General features: G+C 61.1%; 20 protein-coding genes, 1 tRNA gene and 1 riboswitch. Of the genes, 9 read left to right on the forward strand and 12 right to left on the reverse strand.

Translation table 11 applies throughout. The features are described 5' to 3' along the window. Window positions 1-342: 342 nt before the first annotated feature. Entirely contained in the window at window positions 343-1011 is a 669-nt protein-coding gene (locus ACODR9_RS19850) for a BRO-N domain-containing protein (protein ID WP_488811596.1), read from the forward strand. Here the strand turns inward: ACODR9_RS19850 and ACODR9_RS19855 are convergent. From ACODR9_RS19855 to ACODR9_RS19865, 3 genes are all read right to left on the reverse strand, one after another. After that, window positions 1008-1541, reverse strand: a complete 534-nt coding sequence (locus ACODR9_RS19855; RefSeq protein ID WP_488811598.1) for a DUF1501 domain-containing protein — start codon at window positions 1539-1541, stop codon at window positions 1008-1010. The two genes, ACODR9_RS19850 and ACODR9_RS19855, sit on opposite strands and share 4 nt — an antisense overlap. 658 nt (window positions 1542-2199) lie before the next feature. Continuing rightward, window positions 2200-3642 carry a DUF1800 domain-containing protein gene (locus ACODR9_RS19860; protein ID WP_488811600.1) on the reverse strand — a complete coding sequence of 481 codons (1443 nt, stop codon included), beginning with the start codon at window positions 3640-3642 and terminating at the stop codon, window positions 2200-2202. A gap of 112 nt (window positions 3643-3754) precedes the next feature. Further along, window positions 3755-4090, reverse strand: coding sequence for a hypothetical protein (locus ACODR9_RS19865; protein ID WP_488811602.1), 336 nt, complete (start codon window positions 4088-4090; stop codon window positions 3755-3757). Between the two features lie 179 nt (window positions 4091-4269). After that, window positions 4270-4361: riboswitch (TPP riboswitch) on the forward strand. Between the two features lie 56 nt (window positions 4362-4417). Here ACODR9_RS19865 and ACODR9_RS19870 point away from each other — a divergent pair. From ACODR9_RS19870 to ACODR9_RS19885, 4 genes are read left to right on the forward strand one after another with little or no spacing between them, the layout of a single operon-like run. Further along, a complete protein-coding gene (locus ACODR9_RS19870; RefSeq protein ID WP_488811604.1) occupies window positions 4418-5425 on the forward strand; it encodes a thiamine ABC transporter substrate-binding protein in 1008 nt (335 codons plus the stop codon). Further along, window positions 5425-5994 (forward strand): GNAT family N-acetyltransferase, encoded by a 570-nt coding sequence (locus ACODR9_RS19875; RefSeq protein WP_488811606.1) that lies wholly within the window; start codon window positions 5425-5427, stop codon window positions 5992-5994. Before ACODR9_RS19870 ends, ACODR9_RS19875 begins: the two co-directional genes overlap by 1 nt. After that, entirely contained in the window at window positions 5991-7538 is a 1548-nt protein-coding gene (locus ACODR9_RS19880; protein WP_488811608.1) for an ABC transporter permease, read from the forward strand. The genes ACODR9_RS19875 and ACODR9_RS19880 overlap by 4 nt, the downstream gene beginning before the upstream one ends. Before the next feature lies 1 nt (window position 7539). Further along, window positions 7540-8493 carry an ABC transporter ATP-binding protein gene (locus tag ACODR9_RS19885; protein ID WP_488811610.1) on the forward strand — a complete coding sequence of 318 codons (954 nt, stop codon included), beginning with the start codon at window positions 7540-7542 and terminating at the stop codon, window positions 8491-8493. An 8-nt stretch (window positions 8494-8501) separates the two neighbouring features. Here the strand turns inward: ACODR9_RS19885 and ACODR9_RS19890 are convergent, their stop codons facing one another. The 3 genes from ACODR9_RS19890 to ACODR9_RS19900 form a co-directional block, all read right to left on the reverse strand. After that, entirely contained in the window at window positions 8502-9011 is a 510-nt protein-coding gene (locus ACODR9_RS19890; RefSeq protein ID WP_488811612.1) for a YbaK/EbsC family protein, read from the reverse strand. Between the two features lie 101 nt (window positions 9012-9112). Then, window positions 9113-10237 (reverse strand): methyl-accepting chemotaxis protein, encoded by a 1125-nt coding sequence (locus tag ACODR9_RS19895; RefSeq protein ID WP_488811614.1) that lies wholly within the window; start codon window positions 10235-10237, stop codon window positions 9113-9115. Window positions 10238-10484: 247 nt separating this feature from the next. Beyond that, window positions 10485-10973, reverse strand: a complete 489-nt coding sequence (locus tag ACODR9_RS19900; RefSeq protein WP_045846107.1) for an Lrp/AsnC ligand binding domain-containing protein — start codon at window positions 10971-10973, stop codon at window positions 10485-10487. 135 nt (window positions 10974-11108) lie between these two features. On the opposite strand from ACODR9_RS19900, the gene ACODR9_RS19905 reads away from it, so the two are divergent. Both ACODR9_RS19905 and alr read left to right on the forward strand, forming a co-directional pair. Continuing rightward, entirely contained in the window at window positions 11109-12419 is a 1311-nt protein-coding gene (locus ACODR9_RS19905; protein WP_488811616.1) for a D-amino acid dehydrogenase, read from the forward strand. Between the two features lie 4 nt (window positions 12420-12423). After that, window positions 12424-13491, forward strand: a complete 1068-nt coding sequence (gene alr, locus ACODR9_RS19910; protein WP_488811618.1) for an alanine racemase — start codon at window positions 12424-12426, stop codon at window positions 13489-13491. Window positions 13492-13792: 301 nt separating this feature from the next. Here alr and ACODR9_RS19915 read toward each other — a convergent pair whose 3' ends face one another. Then, window positions 13793-14401: a response regulator transcription factor gene (locus ACODR9_RS19915; protein ID WP_488811620.1), complete on the reverse strand. Its 609-nt coding sequence runs from the start codon at window positions 14399-14401 to the stop codon at window positions 13793-13795. Continuing rightward, a complete protein-coding gene (locus tag ACODR9_RS19920; protein WP_488811622.1) occupies window positions 14398-17043 on the reverse strand; it encodes a PAS domain S-box protein in 2646 nt (881 codons plus the stop codon). The genes ACODR9_RS19915 and ACODR9_RS19920 overlap by 4 nt, the downstream gene beginning before the upstream one ends. Before the next feature lie 210 nt (window positions 17044-17253). Here ACODR9_RS19920 and ACODR9_RS19925 point away from each other — a divergent pair, with 210 nt between their 5' ends. Next, window positions 17254-18435 carry an ABC transporter substrate-binding protein gene (locus tag ACODR9_RS19925; RefSeq protein ID WP_488811624.1) on the forward strand — a complete coding sequence of 394 codons (1182 nt, stop codon included), beginning with the start codon at window positions 17254-17256 and terminating at the stop codon, window positions 18433-18435. 5 nt (window positions 18436-18440) lie between these two features. Here ACODR9_RS19925 and ACODR9_RS19930 read toward each other — a convergent pair whose 3' ends face one another. Together ACODR9_RS19930 and ACODR9_RS19935 are read right to left on the reverse strand one after the other, a co-directional pair. After that, window positions 18441-19316 carry a pirin family protein gene (locus ACODR9_RS19930; protein WP_488811626.1) on the reverse strand — a complete coding sequence of 292 codons (876 nt, stop codon included), beginning with the start codon at window positions 19314-19316 and terminating at the stop codon, window positions 18441-18443. 61 nt (window positions 19317-19377) lie between these two features. After that, window positions 19378-20232, reverse strand: coding sequence for a pirin family protein (locus ACODR9_RS19935; protein WP_488811628.1), 855 nt, complete (start codon window positions 20230-20232; stop codon window positions 19378-19380). A 126-nt stretch (window positions 20233-20358) separates the two neighbouring features. On the opposite strand from ACODR9_RS19935, the gene ACODR9_RS19940 reads away from it, so the two are divergent. Beyond that, window positions 20359-21279 carry a LysR family transcriptional regulator gene (locus ACODR9_RS19940; protein ID WP_488811630.1) on the forward strand — a complete coding sequence of 307 codons (921 nt, stop codon included), beginning with the start codon at window positions 20359-20361 and terminating at the stop codon, window positions 21277-21279. 54 nt (window positions 21280-21333) lie between these two features. Here the strand turns inward: ACODR9_RS19940 and ACODR9_RS19945 are convergent, their stop codons facing one another. Together ACODR9_RS19945 and ACODR9_RS19950 are read right to left on the reverse strand one after the other, a co-directional pair. Then, a complete protein-coding gene (locus ACODR9_RS19945; protein ID WP_159875502.1) occupies window positions 21334-22005 on the reverse strand; it encodes a GntR family transcriptional regulator in 672 nt (223 codons plus the stop codon). A gap of 165 nt (window positions 22006-22170) precedes the next feature. Beyond that, window positions 22171-22246, reverse strand: a tRNA-His gene (locus ACODR9_RS19950). Window positions 22247-22351 lie beyond the last annotated feature (105 nt).

Below are 22351 nucleotides of genomic sequence, written 5' to 3' on the forward strand. Positions count from 1 at the left end.
CCCGCAGGTGTTAGCGGTAAATCCGAAACGCTGACATACCTGCACATCTTGTCAGTGCTTGCTGCGGTCCTTACCCTTGTCGGTCCAAGTTACGGGTCATAGCCTTGCCTGGCTGTGTGAATCCACATGGTCGGGTTTGGCGATCCGTTTTTACTTGGCAGGCTGAGTGTCTTTAACGAAAGCCTGTTTGCACACCTGCACGCATTGATTTTTCTATGGCGGGCCAGGTGGGGAGACCTCCGGGTCTGCCGGGTCCAAGTAACCGGTTCGCCAGCCCCGCTTTGGCCTGCCACCCGCCTGGCGACGAGTTGGCAGCTATACCTCTCAACTTGGAGTCCACTTATGGGCAAGCGTCCTTCATTATTTTCAGTTAGTCCTCCTCGTGAATTCACTTTTCACCGCAAGCCGCTCCGTGTATTCACACACGAACAAGGCCCGCGCTTTGTCGCGGCCGATATCGCCAAACTGCTCAAATACCGGGATGAAACCGCCCTGCAAACCGCACTGGGCAACAAGGCGGGTTGCCTGCTGAAACCGGTCAGCGGCCCGGCCCTGCTTACCCTGAGCGAAGCCGAGCTGCGCGATGTACTGCGTACCTGCGGCAAAGCACAGGCGCAACAACTGCAAGGCTGGCTGGACGACACCCTGCTACCCATCTTGCGCAAAGGCACACACGCTGATCAGGACAAGCTGCAACTGGCCTACGCACTGGCCGGTGAGGCGGCGCGGCAGTTGGGGCAGGCGGTGTGGGAGTCGGTATTGGCGGGGGAGGCGGACTGGCAGCAGTCGCGCTGGCTGATTTCCTTGCACTATCAGGCCGAGCAAGGGCAGCGCAGGCCATCCGGCAAAACGGTGGCCTTGCAGACCGAGGTGAGTACGCTGGCGGCTTTGGCTGAGCGCGTGGCGGCGGGTGGGGTGCTGCCGGTCAGCACGCGCGAGCTGATCAAACTGGCGGCAGCCTGTCATCTACGCTTGGCTGAGCGCATGCAAAAGCAGGCGCTGCGGGTTTAGGCCCGCAATATGGGCAGCCGGTCAAAACGCTGGCCGAACAGCTGGCGGGCGTCCTTGCCCCACCAGTCTTGCACGACGGTGCTGTAGATCTGGCGGAAGTCGATGGCGTAAGGCAGGTTGCCATCGGTCAGCCCGGCCAGCGGGGCGGTTTGGCCATACAGCCCGCCTTTGACGCGGCCACCCAGCAGGAAGTGGCTGTTGGCGGTGCCGTGGTCGGTGCCGCGATTACCGTTTTCGCGTGGGCGGCGGCCAAATTCGGCATAGCTCAATACCAGGGTGTCGTCCCAGCGGCCTTGCGCCTGCATGCGGGCTTTGAGCAAGGCCAGGCCGTCGGCCAGTTCGCCCAGCAGGCGGGCCTGGGTGGGCTGCTGGTTGCCGTGGGTGTCAAAGCCGGTAAGGGTGATACGCGCCACGGCAATGCGGGTGCCGTTTTGCAGAATGTCGGCCAGGGTGTTGATAGCCTGGGCGAAGCCGCCTGCTGCCTTGGGTGGCGCGGTGGGGGCGTCGGCCGGGTTGGCGGGCGGCTTCATGGCCGGTTGTTGCAGGGCGTTGGCGGCAGTGCGGATGTCGCCTTCCACTTTCAGGATGTGGGACAGGGCGCTGCTGATCGGCGGCCAGCTTGGCCTGGCGGGCAAAGTCTTGCGGATTACTCAGCACCACGGCGCGGGCGCCACCATCCAGCGGGCCCAGGTTCTGGCTGGACAGCACTACGCCATCGGCAGCAAAACCGGGTGGGGTGGGCTGGCTGCGAAACAGCCGTGTCAGCCAGCCTTCGCCCAGATACTGATTGCTGGCCGAGGCGGTTTCCCAGATTTCGATGGAGCGGAAGTGGGATAGATTCGGCTCCGGGTAGCCCACGCCTTGCAGCACGGCCACTTCCTGGTTTTGCCATAGCGGCAGCAGGCTGTGCATGGCTGGGTGCAGGCCCACTTGTTCGCTTAGTTGCAATACCTGCGGGCGCGGAATGCCGATGCTGGGACGCAGGCGGGTGTAGTCGTCGCTGGCATAGGGAATAACGGTATTCAGCCCGTCATTGCCGCCTTTGAGTTCCACCAGCACCAGCAGCCGCTGGTAGCCAGCCGGGGCCAGTGCATAGCTGAGATTGGGCAAAACCGATACCAGCAGGCCGGCACCCATAGCTTTGAGAAATTCGCGGCGTTGAAACATGGCAGCTTCCTTGTGGGCGATTCAGTGCACTTGATAGGCCGGGTCCAGCAGCAGCGGGGCAATGGCCTGTGCGCCGGTCATGTCGGCTGGGAGTGGCTGGGCCGGGGGCACGGCCAGCAGCAGGCGCGCGGTATCGGCGGCGGTGTTGACGTGGTAAATGGCCGTCCACTCGTCTGGTTGCAGTTTGATGGGGCGCAGGCCCGCTTGAACCAGGCGGCGGATGCGCGCTTCACGGCCACGCATTTCATCCATCTGGCCATCGGCATTGGCAAAGCTGTTGCGGATGGGGGCGGCATCGTGGCTCAGCCGGTCGAGAAACTGCTTGCGGGTGAGCAGGGTGGAACTGTTGATCCAGACATCGCCACCGGGCCAGCCTTTGACATTGGGTGGGTTGAACACGTCCTGCCCCAGTTGGCGGTTAAGCCCGGCCAGCGCACGCCAGTCTGGCGGGGTGAGGTCGAAGGTCACCAGGGTACCCACGGTCAGCTCTAGCGGTGATTTCACCAGCTGGCCCTGGCTGCTCCAGAAGGCGGGGGTGAGCAGCATGGCACGCAGCAGCGGGCGGATTTCGTAATTGTCGCGGTAGAACAGGGCGGACAGGCGCTGGATGTCTGCTTGGTCCGGGTTGGGGGAGACCAGATATTTCCACAGTTTGAGGGTGACAAAGCGCGCGGTTTGCGGCTTGTGCAGCAACATGTCCAGCACGTCGTCGCCGTCAAAGTTGCCTTGCTGGCCGAAGATGGTTTTGTCGCCGTTGTCATGCAGATTGGGGCGGTAGACAAACTGGAAATCCTTGTCCAGCGACCAGCCGGTAAAGGCGCGGGCGGCTTCGCGGATGTCCTGTTCGCTGTAATGGCCTTCGCCCAGGGTAAACAGCTCCATCACTTCGCGGGCAAAGTTTTCATTGGGCTGGCCCTTGCGGTTATTCACCGTGTCCAGATAGCGCATCATGGCCGGGTCGCGGGCAATGGCGTGCAATAGCTGGCCAAAATTGCCCACTGCCTGCTTGCGCAGCAATACATTTTGTTGATACATCAGCTGCGGCACGCCTACTTTGTCCAGCCCGGAAACAAAGTGGTTATGCCAAAACAAAGTCATTTTTTCGGTTAGCGGGCTGGGCGTGATACGCATTTCTTCCAGCCACCAGCCGCGTAATTCCTGCGCATGCTCGTTGCGCTCTTTTTGCAGGGCTTTCTTTTCGTCTTCAGTCAGATTGGCTTTGCCGGGGCGTTCAAACGGTTCGTTCACCCAGGCAGGCGGGGCGGTGAGGGCGGTATAGCCGACATGATCCAGCAAACGGTCTACCGCCTGTTGGCGGCTAAGCGGTGCATACAGGGCAATTTGCGCCGGATTGGCACCAAAGCCGGTACGCGACAGCAGGTGGCGCGCACCCGCTTCGCCGATACCGGCCCAGGCTTGCAGTGGCAGCATGGCGAGCAGAAGCAGACGGATGACAATGTTCACGGACGGCCTCGCAGTAACAAAGACCGCGCAGCACAGCATGGCCGGGGGCTGCTGCATGTGCTGCGTGGTTTCTTCTGACAGTGCTGGCCGCTGGCCAGCTTACGGCTGAATTTTACTTGCCGATTTCCTTGCTGACCGTGTTTTCTTCCTGGTTCAGGGTTTTTTGTTCTTGCTTGGTGATGTGGCCGTGGTTCTGGCGGGCATCGGCACGTTCCTGGCGGCGGATGGTGCGGTCTTGCTGGTGCAGTGCGTGTGCTTGTTGCTTGCTGATTTCGCCTTCCTTGCGTTCCTGATGGATGCGCCTGTCCTGATTGGCCAGGCGGTGGTTCACTTCGGCGCGGCGCGGGTGCTGTTTTTGCCATTCGGTTTCGGCCGAGGCGGTGGCAGACAAGCTGGCGAAGGTGACGGCGGACAGGCTGATCAGCATGATGCGGGTAGTCAGTTTCATGGTGGTGCTCCCTGGGTTATCTGTGGTTGCTGCGGTTGAACAAGCGTGCTGTTGTTGTGAATTCATCATGGCGGGAAAGTGTGTACAATCCATTGTTTGTTGGCCGCAGGGTGTTAATTTTCGTGAAAAACGGGTAACGCCTTGTAAGCGAACATGTCGGCAGGTATCTGAAGGATGCCGCCAATCACCAGGGGTGCCCCGCGCGGGCTGAGAAACACCCTAGAACCTGAACTGGATAATGCCAGCGGAGGGAGCGTGATGCAGCAGGACTACCCATCTGTTGTTTCGCTTGCTCCTGCGATTGCGCTTTGTCGCACGGAGAATGTCATGCAATTGTTCAAAACCACCACCTTGCTGGCTGCATTACTGGCAGCCTCGCTGGTAAATGCAGCCGAGCTGCGCGTGCTTACGCATAGCTCGTTTGCCGTGTCCAAGCCCTTGCTGGCCGAGTTTGAAAAGCAGAACGGGGTGAAGCTGAGCATCATCAAGGCGGGCGATGCTGGCGAGATGGTCAATAAGCTGATCCTGACCCGCGCCAACCCGATTGCCGACGTGGTGTATGGCATCGACAACACCCTGATTGGCAAGGCAGAAGCCGCTGGCGTATTGCTGCCGATGACCGACAAGGGCGGTGTGGTGTCGCTGCCCGGTGCGGTAAGCATTGATTACGGCTATGTCACGCTTAACTACGACAAGGCCTGGTTTGCCAAAAAGCAGCTGCCGCTGCCCAAAACGCTGGATGACCTCACCCGCCCGGCCTACAAGGGCTTGCTGGTGGTGGAAAACCCGGCCACCTCCAGCCCCGGCCTGGCTTTTTTGTTGTCCACCATTTCCGCCATGGGTGAAGCCAAGGCCATGGCCTTCTGGGGCAAGCTGCGTGATAACGGCGTGAAGGTGAGCAAGGGCTGGACCGAAGCCTATTACACCGATTTCACCCGCAATGGCGGTGCGCGTCCCATCGTGGTGAGCTATGCCACCAGCCCGGCGGCGGAAGTGTTCTACAGCAAGGAAAAACTGACCGCCTCGCCAACCGGCAACCTGCTGCTGCCCGGTGCCGTGTTCCAGCAAGTGGAAGGGGCGGCGCTGGTGAAGGGCGGCCAGCAAGCGGCGCTGGCGCGCAAGTTTGTTGAATTCCTGCGCTCGGACGCAGTGCAAAAAGATATTCCCACCACGATCTGGATGTACCCGGTGCAGCCAGGCATTGCGCTGGACCCGGTGTTCCAGCATGCGGAAAAACCGACGGCGCACACCACGCCGGATAGCCGCCAGATTGCCGCCAAGTCCGCCGCCTGGGTGGGCAAGTGGACGCGCATTGTGTTGAAGTCCGGCCAGTAATGCAGACTAGCCCCGCGATTGCCGACATCCTCAGCCCACGGCTGATTCTGCGTCACCTCACGCCGGATATGCTGCGTGCCAGCATGCAGGCACGGCTGGCCGAAGCAGCGCGCTGGCTGGGCGCGCCCTTGCCCATCAGCTGGCTGGAGGAGGCGGCAGTGATGTCGCTGCGGCTGGACCAGATGGAAAACGAGCCGGACTACGCGCCGTGGTCGATGCGCGCCATGCTGCTGCGCGAAACCGGCCAGTTGGTGGGGCATATCAACTTTCACACCTGTCCCGGCCATCCTTATCTGGCCGGACGCGGCGATGTGGAGCTGGGCTATACCGTGCTGCCGGCCTATCGTCGTCAGGGCTATGCCACCGAGGCCTTGCTGGCCTGCGCGGACTGGGCGGTGCACACCGCCGGGGTCAAGCGTTTTGTCTTGTCCATCAGCCCGGATAATCTGCCCTCGCAGCAACTGGCGGCCCGGCTGGGCTTTCGCTGGCTGGAGCGGGTGGAAGACCCGGAGGACGGCCCGGAAGACGTGCTGGTGGCCGACTGGCCCTTTCAGCAGGACCATGCATGACCGAAGGCCGCCGTACCCTTGCGCTGGCGCTGTTGCCGCTGGCCTTCTTGTTGCTGATGTCCGTCCTGCCCTTGCTGCGTGTGCTGCAAGAAGGGCAGGGGCAGTTTTCCCTTGGCTTGCTGGCTGATTCCTACCTGCAATGGCGCATTGTCTGGTCCCTGCTGCAAGCGGCGGCCAGCTGTGTGGCAGCGCTGCTGGTGGGCCTGCCGCTGGCCTGGTGTCTGGCGCGCTATCGGTTTCCGGGGCGCAGCCTGACACTGCGCTTGCTGATGTTGCCCTTTGTCATGCCCACGCTGGTGGCTGGCATGGGCGTGCTGGCGCTGTTCGGCCCGCAAGGCTTGCTGGGCATTAATCTGCAGGACACGCCCTGGCTACTGCTGTATGGCAATCTGTTTTTCAATTTGCCGCTGGTGATTCGTGCCGCCTGTGAAGGCTTGTCCCAGATACCGGCCAGCCGCATTGCCGCAGCGCGCACGCTGGGTGCCACGCCGTGGCGGGTGTTCTGGCGGGTGGAGTGGCCTGCGGTGCGGCCCTGGCTGTGGTCGGCACTGTGTCTGGTGTTTTTGTATTGCTTCTCTGGTTTTGGTCTGGCGCTGCTCTTGGGTGGGCAGCGTTATGCCACGGTGGAGGTGGAAATCTACCAGTTGGTGGCTTACGAGCTGAATCTGGCCGATGCCGGAGCGCTGGCCATGCTGATGCTGCTGGTGACCGGAGCCATGGCCACCTTGTATGCCTGGCAGGAACGCAGGCTGGCCGCACCGCTGAAGGTGGACCCGCTGCCGCCGCGCACTCCGCAAGGTGCCCAATGGCTGCAACTGCTGGCGGCGCTGGCGGTGCTGCTGTTGTTTGGCGGTTTGCCGCTGCTGGCTGTGCTGTGGAAGGCGGCTCAGGCCTTGTGGTTGCTGGGGCCGGGCTTGCTGCAGGATGAAGATGTGCGGCTGGCCTTGTTCAATTCGGCCCGCTTCAGCGCGCTGGCCGTGCTGCTGGCGGCGGGGCTGGGCTGTCTGCATGCGCTGGCCGCACGCACCAGCGTGGCTTTGCGCGCCATGGCCTTTCTGCCTTTCATCGTGTCGCCGGTGTGCCTGGCGTTTGGCCTGTTGCTGCTTTATCCGCAATGGACCGCCAGCCTGGCCTTGCTGCTGGCCACTTATGCCTTGCTGGCCTACCCCTTTGTGGCGCGCAGCCTGGCCGGTGCGCTGGACAGCCTGCCGCCACATTGGCCGCAGGCGGCGCGTAGCCTGGGTGCCACGCCGCTACGCACGTTTTCCCGCGTGATATGGCCCTTGCTGCAGCCTGCTTTTCGCCGTGGGCTGGCCTTTGCCGCTGCTACGGCGCTGGGCGAGTTTGCCGTCACGCTGTTTTTGTCGCGGCCAGAGTGGCTGACGCTCACCACGCTGATTTACCAGCGGCTGGGCCGACCTGGCCCGGACAATGCCGCGCTGGCCATGTTGCTGTCAGCCGTGCTGATGGTGCTGGCCTTGCTGGCGTTTGTGGCGATTGAATGGCCATCGGCCGCCGAGCGCCAATTGAAGAAGGAGTCCTGACATGCTGCAACTGGATGGCGTATGCAAGCGCTTTGGCGACAAGCTGGTGGCCGACCGGCTGAGCCTGCAACTGGCCGAGGGCGAGGTACTGGCCTTGCTGGGGCCTTCCGGTGGCGGCAAGAGTACTTTGCTGAAGATGATTGCCGGGCTGGAGCCGGTCGATAGCGGCCATATCCTGTTTTCCAGGCAGGATATGGCTGCGGTGCCGGTGGAGCAGCGCGGCTTTGCGCTGATGTTTCAGGACTTTGCCCTGTTTCCGCATCTGGATGTGCTGGGCAATGTCTGCTTTGGCCTGCGTGAGCGCGGCATGGCGCGCGCGGCGGCACAACAACAGGCGCGTGCCTGTTTGCAGCAACTGGGACTGGCCGGGATGGAAACACGCAAGGTGTGGACCTTGTCCGGTGGCGAGCAGCAACGGGTGGCACTGGCGCGGGCGCTGGTGACGGCGCCACGCCTGCTGTTGCTGGATGAGCCGTTTTCCAGCCTGGATGCCGATTTGCGCCGCCAGTTGCAGCTGGAATTCCGCCAGCAATTACAGCGTCAGCGCATGCCGGCGATATTGGTGACCCACGACCGGGCAGAAGCCTTTGCCTTGGCCGACCGGGTGGCGGTGCTGAAAGATGGCCGCATTGTGCAATGTGCCAGCCCGGCGCAACTGCTGGCAGCACCAGCCACACCCTGGCTGGCGCGTTTCATCGGCTATGAAAACGTGCTGGAGGATGGCGTGGTGCCGGAGCAGGCCCTATGCCTGGGTGCGGACCAGCCGCTGGCACAGGTACAACGCATCATCCAGCTGGCGGACGGCGTGCGGGTGACGGTGGCCAGCCAGGAAGGGGAGTTGACGCTCACCCTGTCGGCGCGTGAGCTGCAGCAATATGCAGCGGACTTGCAGGTGGGCGGGCGGCTGGCGGTAGGCATAGACCGCAGCGCCATGCTGCGCTACGCCGCCGCCTGACAAGCGGCTTAACTGGTGGCAGCGGTGGTGAGCGTACCGTCACTGCGGCTATCAGCGCTGTGCTGACACACATCCACCCAGCGGGCAGCGGTAATCTCGGCCATCAGCGCCGGGGTGATGCGTACTGCGCTGTGAATGGCCCCGGCAGCCGGGAGTACCTCGTCAAAGTCGCGCAGCGAGGCATCCATATATACCGGTAGCGGCTGGGCCAGGCCAAACGGGCAGACGCCACCCACCGGGTGGCCGGTCAGTGCCACCACTTCTTCCAGTGCCAGCATCTTGCCCTTGCCAAAGGCTTCCTTGAATTTGCGGTTGTCGATGCGGGCATCGCCACGGGTGACCAGAATAATCACCTCACCGCCATTCAGGCGAAACGACAGGGTTTTGGCAATGCGCCCCGGCTCCACGCCGTGGGCTTCGGCCGCCAGCGCCACGGTGGCGGTGCTGACCTCCAGTTCGATGATGGGAATATCCAGATTACGGGCGGCAAAAAAGTCGCGGACGGATTGCAGGCTCATGGGGCAAACAGAAATGGTAGGGATGGCATTCCACACTAATCGCAGCGCGCTTGGCTGGCAAGTCGTGCGCCTTGTCAGCCCCGCTGTCCATTCCACGTAGCTTAGTGGCTGGCGATCTCTGTCAGTTTGTCGCTGATGTCCTGTGCGGTGGCGGCTTGTTCTTCTGCCGCATTGGCGATTTCGATGACAAAATCGCGTACATGGTTGATCTGCTCGACGATGGCGACAATAGCGGCTTCCGCTTCGGCAAAGTCGCGCTCGGTGGCTTTTACCTGATCGCGCCCCTTGTCCATCGAACTGATATTGCTGTGCACCTCTTGCTGGATATCGCGGATCATGCTGCCGATTTCCTGGGTGGCCTTGGTGGTGCGTTCGGCCAGTTTGCGCACTTCATCGGCTACCACGGCAAAGCCGCGTCCCATTTCACCAGCCCGTGCCGCTTCGATGGCGGCGTTCAGCGCCAGCAGATTGGTTTGATCGGCAATCTCCTTGATTACGCTGACGATCTGGCCGATGGTTTCCGATTGCTTGCCCAGCGAACCCAGATTGTCCGCTGTGTGACTCACCAGCTCGCTCACCGCCCGCATGGCGGAAGAGTTGTTTTCAATCATGTTCTTGCCCTTGCGCGCCCGGTCCAGCATTTCATTGGATGAGTCAGAGGCGGAAGAGGTGCGCACGGCAACCATTTCGATGGTGGCGCTCATGGCCTGCACATTGCCTGCAAGCTCACCAATACGTTCCTCCAGAAACAGGCGTCGTGTGTCATTGGCATCACGCAGCGCCTGGGCTTCCACTTCGGCTGAAATGTCCTGAAAGCTGGCCATGAAACAGAGCAGCTTGTTGCTGTCCCCGCTATCCCAGATGGGAAAGACTTTGGTCTTGAAGGTGACGCCGGCCACCGGAATCAGTGCTTCATGGTGGGTAATGCGCCGTGCTGCAATGTCTTGCAGAATGCGACGGATACGGTCCGGGTCGCGGTGAAACTGGTGAATGCTGTGCTGGAAGGCATTGTTGACATCGACGCCGGCACGGAACTTCGCGTTCATCGCGCTGCGATGATGGGCCAGCACATCCCGCGCAGTGCGGTTCATGTAGAAGATGACATTATCCGTGCTGGTGTCGGCCAGCATGATGAGGTTGTCCACATGATCCAGCATGGCCGTAAATTGGTAGAGCTGCTGTTCGCTGTCCTGCAAAGCCTGATTTTTGTTGCTGAATCCGAACATGATGCACTCCTGTCAGAGTGTCCAGCCAAGGCCTGGCACCGGTTTCATGGTGTGGCCTGCAGGCACGCTCAAGTGGTTGAGGATTGAATGCACAAAGGGGAGCAAGCCAAGTGTTACCGGGAAAACAAGAAAATTAATCAGGTATAAACAGCGGGATGCTTGAAATTCAAGAATGATTATCATCTCCTTCCCACAAGTACAGGTAGCCCGCCTGGGGGGCGGGACTTGTGGATCGGCAAGGCAGGGTTTATTCCGGCAGCGCCAGCATATGGGTTTCCTTGACCTCTTCCATTACCACATAGCTGCGTGATTCGTTGGCATTGGGCAGTTGCAGCAGGATTTCCCCCAGCAGCTTGCGGTACATCGACATGTCCGGAATGCGCGCCTTGATCAGATAGTCGTATTCACCGGATACCAGATGGCATTCCAGGATTTCCGGGATGTTCTGGATTTCACGGCGGAAGGCATCAAAGATATTGCCCGACTTGGCCGACAGCTTGATCTCCACGAACACCAATAGTGACGCGCCCATGGCGTGCGGATTGAGCCGGGCGTAATAGCCTTCGATCACGCCGTCGCGCTCCAGCCGCCTTACCCGTTCGGTGCAGGGCGTGGTGGACAGGCCCACCTTTTCTGCCAGCTCCGTCATGGCGATGCGACCGTTTTTCTGCAACCATTTCAATATCTTAAGATCGATCTTATCCAGTTCACGGGCGTGAGTATGTTTCACTTTCATGATTCACTGCCAATCTTTATTTTAACGAGAATTTTAAATGAGATTTGTTAATACTTTGGTGAATAAAACTGCATTGAAATAAATATACTACAAAAAATCACTAAGCGCATGATGCGCAGCACGGAGAAAGAGGAAATGAAGGTAATCGTACTGGGTGGCGGCGTAGTGGGTGTATCCACTGCATGGTATCTGGCCAAGGCTGGCGTGGAAGTGACTGTTCTGGAGCGTCAGGACGGTGTGGCTTTGGAAACCAGCTTCGGTAATGCAGGTCAGATTTCCCCGGGCTATTCTGCCCCGTGGGCAGCGCCCGGCATCCCGACCAAAGCCATCAAGTGGATGTTCCAGCGCCACGCTCCTCTTGCCATCCAGCCGGATGGCAGCGTTTACCAATTGCAGTGGATTGCCAAGATGCTGGCCAACTGCAATGAAAAATCCTACGCCATCAACAAAGGCCGCATGATGCGTCTGGCTGAATACAGCCGCGACATGATCAAGGACTTGCGCGCCGAAACCGGCCTGGACTACGAAGGCCGTCAGGGCGGCACCTTGCAGCTGTTCCGCTCGCAGGCACAAGTAGAAGGCATGGCCAAGGACATCGCCGTGCTGAAGGAATGCGGCGTGGACTTTAATGTGCTGGACCCGGACGGCTGTGCCCGTGTGGAACCGGCGCTGGCCAAGGTCAAGCACAAGCTGACCGGCGGCCTGCAACTGCCGAACGATGAAACCGGCGACTGCAATCTGTTTACCAGCCGTCTGGCCGAGCTGGCCGCCGCCAAGGGCGTGAAGTTCCGCTTTGGCGTCAACATCTCCGCCATCGAAACCCATAACGGCCGTATCACCGGCGTACGCGTCGGCGACGAAATGCTGACTGCCGACCACTATGTGGTGGCATTGGGCAGCTACTCGCGCGATCTGCTGCAAAACCTGGGCATTGATATTCCGGTGTACCCGGTCAAGGGCTACTCGCTGACCGTGCCGATCACCAATTCCGCCATGGCACCGGTGTCCACCATTCTGGATGAAACCTACAAGGTAGCCATCACCCGCTTCAACGACCGTATCCGCGTGGGCGGCATGGCCGAGCTGGCTGGCTACAATCTGGACCTCAATCCGCGTCGTCGCGAAACCCTGGAAATGGTGGTGGGCGATTTGTATCCGGACGGCGGCGATATTCCGGCAGCCACCTTCTGGACCGGCCTGCGCCCGATGACCCCGGATGGCACCCCGATTATCGGTGCCACCCGTTATGCCAACCTGTCGCTCAATACCGGCCACGGCACGCTGGGCTGGACCATGAGCGCCGGTTCCGGCAAGGTGCTGGCCGACCAGATTGTCGGCGTACAGCCGGAAATCAGCGTGGACGGCCTGTCCATCCAGCGTTACGCCAAACAGGGCGAAACCCTGGTGGTGCCGATGCACTCCCGTACTGCCAACGCCGGGGCGTAACACCATGCGCCCGTTGATTGCCAGTATCCGCCTGGAAAACCTGCGTCATAACTACCTGCTGGCCAAACAGCAGGCCGGTGGCCCGACTCTGGCGGTGATCAAGGCCAATGCCTATGGCCACGGCGCAGTGCGCTGTGCCCAGGCGCTGGCTGATGTGGCCGACGGCTTTGCCGTGGCTTGCCTGGAAGAAGCCATCCAGCTGCGCGAGGCCGGGGTGACCCTGCCCATCGTGCTGCTGGAAGGGGTGTTCGAAGCGGCCGAGCTGGCTGATGTCGAACAGCACGATTTGTGGTTTGTGGTGCAAAGCCCGCAGCAACTGGACATGGTGGTGAAGGCCAGCCCGGCCAAGCCCTATACCGTATGGCTGAAGATGGATTCCGGCATGCACCGCGCCGGTTTCTTCCCGCAGGACTACGCTGCCGCGCATTGCAAGCTGATGGCCAGCGGCAAGGTGAGCAAGATCGTCAAGATGAGCCACTTTGCCCGCGCCGACGAACCGCAGCTGTCGGCCACCCATGCCCAGCTGGAAGCCTTCGACAGCGTGTGCCGCTATCTGCCGGGCGAGGAAAGCATTGCCAACTCGGCGGGCATTCTGTGTCACGAACGCTCGCACCGCCAATGGAACCGTGCCGGCATCATGCTGTACGGTGCTTCCCCGCTGCCTGCCGGATTTGAACAGGGCGCTGCGCTCAAGCCGGTGATGCGGCTCACCTCGCGGGTGTTTGGTGTACGCGAGCTGGCTGCTGGCGAGCCGGTGGGCTACGGTGCCAGCTTTGTCGCCGAACGTCCCACCCGCGTGGGCCTGATTGCCTGCGGTTATGCCGACGGCTATCCGCGCCTGGCGTCCACCGGCAGCCCGGTGGCGATTGATGGTGTGCGTTCCCGTGTGATTGGCCGGGTGTCGATGGACATGATGACGGTGGATCTGACCGACTTGCCGCAAGCGGGCATCGGCAGTGAAGTAGAGCTGTGGGGCGACACCATTCATATCAATGAAGTAGCGGCCCAGGCGGGCACCATTTCTTACGAAGTGCTGTGCAATGTGAAACGCGCGCACTTTAGCTACAACTGAATTTCCTCGTGCTTTGTGTAGTACTTTGTCTCTCGCCCGGCCTTGCCGGGCATTTTTTTGCCTGCTGACGGGATGACAACAAAAAAACACCCCGCCAGTCTGACTGGTCGGGGTCTGCAGGGTCAGAGCCGGGCTCCGACGGAGGGTTAACTTTCACCCCATGTCGACGCCGTGCATGCGTGGTTCGGATACGCGGTCAAGGGTGCGTGCCCAAACAGGGTGAGCTTGCATACTACGCATGGGAAAGCTCTGTTTCCATTAGGGATTGTCCTGATTCTTCTGCAAGCCGGGCTCAGTTGTGCTAGCGGTTGGCCATCACTGCCTGCACCAGATCGGCAATCGAGCGCACCTTCATCTTGTCCATCATCTTGCCGCGATGGGCTTCCACTGTTTTGATGCTGATGCCCAGTTCGTCGGCAATCACCTTGTTCATCTTGCCTTCCACCACCTTGTCCAGCACTTCGCGCTCGCGGATGGTGAGCGAGGCCAGGCATTCGGCAAAGCGATCGCGGGCGGCTGTGCTGGCTTGCTGCTGCTGGCTCAGTGCCAGGGCACTGTCCACCGTATTCAGCAGCGCCTGCTGGTTGAACGGTTTTTCCAGAAAGTCGTGGGCACCGCGCTTGACTGCCTGCACCGCCATCGGCACATCGCCGTGGCCGGTGATGAAGATGACCGGCCAGGGGTTGTGGCGCGCAGTCAGTTCGTCAAACAGTTCCAGCCCGCTCATGCCGGGCATGCGGATGTCCACGATCAGACAGCCAGCCCCGCGCGGCTGAAAGCTTTCCAGCAGGGCCTCGGCGCTGGCGTGGCAGGAAATGGCATAGTCGTGGCTTTCCAGCAGGAAAACCAGCGAGTCACGGAATGCTTCGTCGTCATCGACGATGTGAACCTGGGGAGAGCTGGCACTCATGTTTCGGACACCGGTAGCGTGAATCGGAAAATACTACCACCACCAGGATTGTCTTCCACCCACAATTGGCCTTCGTGGAACTCGATAATGGTGCGGCAGATGTTCAGGCCCATGCCCATGCCTTCGGCCTTGGTGGTGAAGAAGGCATCGAACAGGCGTTCTTTCAGGTCCAGCGGTACGCCGTGGCCATGGTCGCTGATGGCCACTTCAATGCGGCGCGGGTTGAGCTGTCTTGCCTCTACGTGCAGCACGCGTTCGGTGGGCGGGCAATCCTGCATGGATTCGATGCCGTTCTTGATCAGGTTGAGCAGCACCTGTTCCACCAGGATGGGGTCGACATAGAGCAGCGGCAGGTTTGCTTCCAGCCGGATGTCGATGGTGGCCGCCTGACGGCGGGCTTCAATGTCGGCAATGGCCAGTGAGGCTTCGATGATGTCGGTAAGCTGGCAGGTTTTGCGGTCTGGTTCGCTCTGCTTGACGAACTCGCGGATGCGCCGCACCACGGTGCCGGCACGCTCGGCCTGGGCGGTAATCTTTTCCATTACCGGTAGCAGTGATTCCGGCGTGGCCTTGCCCTGGCGGATGCGCTCGATGCAGCCAGCCTGATAGTTGGCAATGGCGGATAGTGGCTGGTTCAGTTCGTGTGCCAGGGTGGAGGCCATCTCGCCCATGGTGACCAGGCGCGAGGTGGATTGCAGCTGTTGCATCTGTTGCTGATAGCGTTCTTCGGCATCGTGCTGCTGGGTGGTGTCGGTGAGGATGGTCATGGAAACAATGCGGCCATTTACCCAGCGTATGCTGCGCCGACGCATGGAGATCCAGCGCGAGGGCGGGTCCATCCATACTTCCATGTCCACGTCGCGCGCACTGCGCATCAGCTCCACCAGGCGCAGGTCGCAATAACCCAGCTGGCTGTCGGCGGGCTGGTCCGGGCTGAACCAGTGCTGGTAGCGCTGATTGCAAAACAGCAGCTCCAGCGTGGCCGGGTCCACCACCGCCACGGCGGCATCCAGCCCTTCGATCACCGTGACAAAGCGGTCGTGCGAGGCTTCCAGCCTGCGTTGGGCTTCCAGCCGCTCGGTGATGTCGGTGAGCACCGCCATCCAGCCGGTATGACGGCCATGAGCATCAATCAGCGGCGAGGCCAGGATGTGGGCGTCAAATATTTCGCCATTCTTGCGTTGCAGGATGGATTGGAAACCCTCCGGCGGGGCCTCGCCTGCCAGGGTGTCGTCCAGATCGCGCTGATTGCCCTCTCCCTGCGGGCCGTGCCGCCAGTAGGGGTAGGGTGGGGCGAGGCCCAGCAGCTCCTGCTCGCTATAGCCGGTAATGGCGCAGAAGGACGGGTTGACATAGGTGATGCGGCCTTGCAGATCAATGGCACGTATGCCCACCACCAGCGAGTCTTCCATCGCCTTGCGGAAGGCCGATTCCTGACGCAAGGCTTGTTCGGCCTGTTTCTCGGCCGTGATGTCGCGACCGGATACATAAGCCACGCCGCTATCGGGCAGCGGGCTGAGCGCCCAGACGATCCAGCGGATTTCGCCGCTGCGGGTGAGAATGCGGGTCTGGACAAAGCGGTCGGCCCCACCGGTATCAAACAGCCGCTCGAAGCTGTCGCGCGCGCTTTCGCGCTCTTCCGGCAGCAGATAGTTGAGGAAAGAGGTACCCAGCAGTTCGTCTGCGCTGTAGCCCAGGCCTTTTTCAAACGCCGGGTTCAGTTGCAGGATGGTGGTGTCGCGTCGCACCACGCCCAGCATTTCCTGTGACAACCGGTATACCCGGTCGCGCTCGCGCTCGGCGTCCACCCGGCCGCGAATGTGGCGGTTGAGGCTGAGCAGGCTGAGCAGGGTAAGCAGCACCATGCCGGCAATCAGTCCCAGTTGCAGCAGCCTGGCCTGGGTCATGGCGCTTTTTACCGGACGCGCGGTAATCACCAGTCCGGTGCCGGGCAGCTCCAGTTTTTCCACCACGCCGCTGCGCAGGCGGTTGACGGCATTGGCGGCAATGATATTGCCATCGCGGGTTTGTAGCTCCAGCTGGTATTTTTCGCTGAACCAGGCCGGTGGCAGCCGTCGGACCACATTGTCAGCATCGAACATGGCCACCAGCATGCCGTTGAACTGGCCGCTCTGGTAAAGCGGAATGTGCAGCTCGTAACGCCAGCTGCCATTGCTGCGGCGAAACGGTGCGCTATAGGCAAAGCGGCCATTCTGCTGTGCCAGCTTGAAGGCCTCCCGCGCCTGGATGGTGCCGCCGGGGGCCAGCGGGCCATCTTCGTAGGGGGCGGTCCAGCGCAGTACGCCATGGCTGTCGCTGCGCGCCAGTGCCAGCATTTCCGGGGTGTTGGCCAGCAGTTGCGAGGCTTGGGTCTGAAAGCCTGCTTCGTCGGTTTCGCCGCTGCCCATGCTGCGGGCCAGATCAGTCAACTGGGCCAGATTGTCTTCCAGCTTCAGCTGCAGGGTTTGTTCCGCCCAGAGGGCATCGCGGGCCAGATTGCTTTTTTGCTGCTCGGCTTCGCGCGCATCCAGCGTCCACAGCATGACGCCCATGGTGAGGAAGAACAGCACGATGGTGGTATTGGGAAACAGCTGATACCAGCCACTGCGTTTGCGGAACGCGTAAAAGCGGGGTGTGCGCATAGGGAGGCGGTGGGCAAGAGGTCGAAAAATCCGGTGGCATGCACTGGCCGGAATGGTTTGCTCCAGTGTACGACAAGCCGGTGGGCCTGACTGTAAGGGTTGGCCCGCAGTTGTGGCCTGATGCGCGTCAAGTTTGCATGGCACTTGAGTCCATGCCGCTGCCGGGGGTAATCTCGCGGCTGGTTTGGATCAGGCAGGAAGACAAGCGGCATGCGCAGCATCAGCATCATCTGTGGAGTAGGGTTGGGCCTGGTGTGCAGCCTGGTGCTGGCGGCACCGCAACCCATTCGAATTGGTGTGCCCGGGGCCTTTACCGGGGGGTCGGCCCCGATGGGGCTGAGCATGCGCAATGGCATCCGGCTGGCGGCAGCGGAAATCAACAAGAGCGGCGGTGTGCTGGGGCGACCCATCGAGCTGGTGGAGCGCGACGACGCTGGCATACCGGCGCGCGGCATCAAGGTGGCGCAGCAGTTGCTCACCCAGGACCGGGTGGTGGCAGTGGTGGGCTTCGTCAATACCGGGGTGGCGCTGGCTGCCAGCAAGAACTATCAGGACGCGCGGGTGCCGGTGATGCTGGCGGTGGCGACGGCGGCTATCCTGACGCGGCAGTTTCCCTTGCATGGCAATACCGATAACTACATTTTCCGCGTGGCGGCGGCGGACGATCTGCAAGCCCCCTTGATTGTGCGCGAGGCGGTGCAGCGTTCCGGCTACCGCAAGCTGGCCATTTTTGCCGACAACACCAATTACGGTTATCAGGGCTTGATGGAGCTGGAGCGCGCGCTGGGGCAGAACGGGCTGAAGCCCAGCTATGTGGCGCGTTTCAATCTGCAGGAACGGGACATGGCCAATGCGCTGTTGCAGGCACGCAATGCGGGCAGCCAGGCCATTCTGACTTATGCCATCGGCCCGGAGCTGGCCGAGCTGGCCAATACCATGGCGCGTATGGATTGGAAGGTGCCCATCATTGGCAGCTGGACGCTGTCGATGTCCAACTTCATCGATAATGCCGGCCCCAATGGCGAGGGCGCGCGCATGGTGCAAAGCTATATTCCGGCCGAAGACGACACCCCCCGGCGGCGGGACTTTCTGGATGGTTACCAGTGGTTGTTCCACACCCGCCGTATTCCTTCACCGCCCTCGGCAGCACAAGGCTATGACGGCATGAAGCTGATGGCGGAAGCCATCCGCCAGGCCGGCTCGCTGGACGGGTTGGCCATTGTGCGGGCGCTGGAAAACCTGCGTCAGCCGGTAGGCGGGGTGATTACCACCTACAAACAGCCCTTCAGCCACAACGACCACGAGGCGCTGGAGCTGAACGTGCCGGTGATTGGCAAGGTGGAGCGTGGCCGGGTGGTGTATGCCTACCCGGCCGACAAACCGCACCAGTAAACGCCTCAGCCGCGCGTGGGCAGCGGGATGAACTCGGTTTCGCCAGGGACCGCAGGAAAGCGGCCTTGCTGCCAGTCGTCCCTGGCCTGGCGGATGCGCTCCAGCCGGGTGGAGACGAAGTTCCAGTCCAGAATGCGGTGGGCGTCCGGCGCAGGGCCAGCCAGCAAGGCCAGGCGACTGGCTTGTTCCGCCTTGATCAGCAGCGGCGCAGCGGTGTCTGGCAGCAGGCCTAGTTCACCAGCCTGCAGGGTTTCTCCTGCCAGGCTGATGCTGCCGCTGGCCAGATAAATGCCGCGTTCGGCATGGCCTGCCGGTATCTCCAGTGTGGCCCCGGCAGCCATTTCAATCACCGCATAGAGTGCTTCGCCGGGAAAGGCCACTGGTGCGCTCCGGCCCCAGGCATTGCCCACGACCAGTTGTATCTGGCTGCCATCTTGCTGCCAGCTGGGCAGTGCGTCGCGGTCATAGTGGATGAAGGCAGGTTCACTCTCTTCCAGCGCCACCGGCAAGGTCAGCCACAGTTGCAGGCCTTCCACCGGCGTGCCGCTGCTGCGGATGTCCTCCGGAATACGTTCGGAATGCACGATGCCGCGCCCGGCAAGCATCAGGTTGGCGGCACCAGGTTCAATGCGCTGCACGCTGCCCAGGCTGTCGCGGTGCATCAGCGCACCGCTGAACAGATAGGTGAGGGTGGCCAGCCCGATGTGTGGGTGTGGCCGTACATCGTTATCGCGTTGCTCCAGATTGAAATGGGCCGGGCCCATGTGGTCCAGAAAGATGAAAGGACCGATATGCCGTGCGCTGCGGCTGGGTAGCAGGCGGCGTACCGGAAAGCCGATATCGCTGATCTTGGCGCTGATGCGTTCACTCCATGTGCTCATCTTGCAGGCTCCTGGCTAAAAAAGACGGGGAGCGCGGTCCCCGTCTTGTGACACGGTTGCTTCAGAAACGGCCATTGCGGAAATCGTCAGCCGCCGCTTCCAGTTCGGCGCGGGTATTCATCACGAACGGTCCCCACTGGGCGATCGGCTCGTTCAAGGGCTTGCCGGCCACCAGCAGGAAACGGGCGGCTTCGTGACTGCTCACCCGGATGCCACCGGCAGCTGCATCGTTGGCCAGAATAGCCATTTGCCGTTGCTTAACCGCTTGCCCGTGATTGCCAGCCTCCAGCTCTCCCTGATAAACATACAAGAAAGCATTATGGCCTGCCGGGATAGTGAGGAATTCTTCCTGTCCGGCGGCAAGATGCACGTCCAGATACAGCGGTTCGGTATCCTGGCGCTGGATGGCAGCGGGCTGGCTATCCACGCTACCGGCAATCAGCCGAAGCAGGCTGCCGCTGGCAGTTTGCTGTTCCGGAATTTCACCCGTCGGAATATCGCGATACCACGGCGCAATCATCTTGTTTTTGGCTGGCAGGTTCACCCACAGCTGGAAGCCATGCATCAGGCCGTCCTGCTGTTCTGGCAGTTCTGAATGCACCAGGCCACGGCCTGCGGTCATCCACTGCACGCCGCCCGGGCCGAGCAAGCCTTCCTGGCCGGTGCTGTCACGGTGACGCATGCGGCCATCCAGCATGTAGGTGACGGTTTCAAAGCCACGGTGCGGGTGGTCCGGGAAGCCGGCGATATAGTCGTCCGGATTGTCCGAACGGAATTCGTCCAGCATCAGGAAGGGGTCCAGCCGACGTTGCAGGTCGTGCGTGAGTACCCGTAGCAGGCGTACGCCGGCACCGTCTGATACCTCCATGCCATTGACCAGGCGTTCCACTTCGCGGCTGATGGTGTGTGTGCTCATCTTGTTTCTCCTTGTCGGGGCCGGTGCTGGTAGAGCCTGGCCGTTGATCATGGCTTGCATTATTGCAGTGGATATTTGAATAAAAAAGCGCAAAAATCAGTACTAATCAATCTGAAAATCAAATATATGAAACAAGCCAGAACCACCTTGGAGCAGTGGCAGGTGCTGCAATGCATTGTCAGTGAAGGCGGCTTTGCCCAGGCGGCCAAGGCCATGCACCGCAGCCAGTCATCGGTCAGCTATATGGTGGCGCAATTGCAGGAGCAGCTGGGCGTGGCGTTATTGCAGGCGCAGGGGCGGCGCATGGTGCTGACAGCGGCGGGCGAGGTGCTGCTGCGTGATGCACAAAATGTGCTGGCGGCATCATTACGGCTGGAGGATAAGGCGCGCTCCTTGCTGCAAGGCTGGGAGGCCGAAGTGCGGCTGGCGGTGGACAGCCTGTTTCCCACCCCTGCGCTACTGCCTGCGCTGGGGCAGTTTGCCAGTCATTGCCCCAGTACCCGCCTGCAAATGCACGAGGTGGTGATGTCCGGCGCGGATGATGCCCTGCATGGCCAGCAGGTGGAATTGGCCGTGGCGGGGCGGGTGCCGCAGGGTTTTCTGGGCGACTGGCTGCTGGATGCGGAATTCGTTGCCTGTGCCGCGCCTGCGCATCCCTTGCACCGGCTGGGGCGGGCGTTGGAGATTGAAGATTTACAGCAGCATGTGCAGGTGGTGTTGCGCGATTCCGGTCAACGCCAGCCGCGCGATGAAGGCTGGCTGGGTGCCTGGCAGCGCTGGACGGTGTCGCAACCGGAAACCGCCATCGCAGCTGTTGAGCAGGGTTTTGCCTTTGGCTGGCTGGCCTGGCACCGCATTGCTGATGGTGTGGCGGCGGGGCGATTGCAGCCATTGCCGTTGGCGCATGGGGGCTTGCGCAAGGCGGCACTGTATCTGATTTTGGCTGATCCGCCGGTGGCCGGGCCAGCCACCCTGCAACTGGCCGATTGCCTGCGGGCCGAGGCAGCACGCTGGCGCGATACTTATCTACCCTATCAGCCGCACTGAAAGCAAAACGACCAGCGCAGGGCTGGTCATTTTGTGGCGGTAATGCAGGCGCAATTAATGGCCTTGCTGGCCTTGCAAATAGTGCTCCAGCGCATGGCCGGCAGACAGGATGTGGAAGCGGATGAATTCTGCAGCTTCCTCGGCGGCTCCTTGCTTGCACAGTTCCAGCAGCCGGGTGTGCTCCTCGTGGGCGCGCTCCATGGTGCGGGTAAACAGAATCTGCATGCGGGTATAGCGGTCGGTCTTGTTATGCAGTTGTTCGATCAGCGCCAGCGTGTTGGGGCGCTTGGCGGCACGGTACAGGGCCAGGTGAAAGCGCGAGTTCAGTTCGCCCCAGTGGCGTACGTCGTTCTTCTGCAGCGCAACTTCGAATTCATGCAGGGTCTGCTCGGCCAGGGCAATATCAGCCGGGGTCTGACAGGGAATCGATGCCTTGAGCACCGATCCTTCCAGCATGGCGCGGATTTCCAGCAGTTCCAGCACGTCTTCCAGCGACAGCTTGGAAACCACGGCACCCTTGTGGTCGATGATCTGGATCAGCCCTTCGGCCTCCAGCTGGCGCAGGGCTTCGCGTACCGGCACGCGACTGACGCCGTATTCATTGGATAGCGCTTCCTGGCGCAATTGCTGGCCGTCGACGAATTCTCCGGAAAGCAGTCGCTGGCGAAGCGATTCGGTTACGGCACTGGTCAGCGTCTGGCGCTTGATCGGCTGCAGGGTAGTCATGGTTTTTAGGGTCTGTCAGTCAATCGGATAAATGCAAATGTATTCGATTATACGGTGCTTCCATTGTCAGACAAGAGGGCATTGCGAAGGTTTTTGTCGCAAAAGTGAAAGATTTTGCCAAATAGAAAAGAAAAACCCGGCCAAAGCCGGGTTTTCTTGCAAGACTGGGGTGGATGATGGGGCTCGAACCCACGACAACAGGAATCACAATCCTGGACTCTACCAACTGAGCTACATCCACCGCCGAAGCGGGTTGACTTGCCAGCCATGGGCTGACCGTCTGAAAGAGGGTGGGGTGGATGATGGGGCTCGAACCCACGACAACAGGAATCACAATCCTGGACTC

Source organism: Aquitalea sp. FG25 (assembly GCF_057809375.1).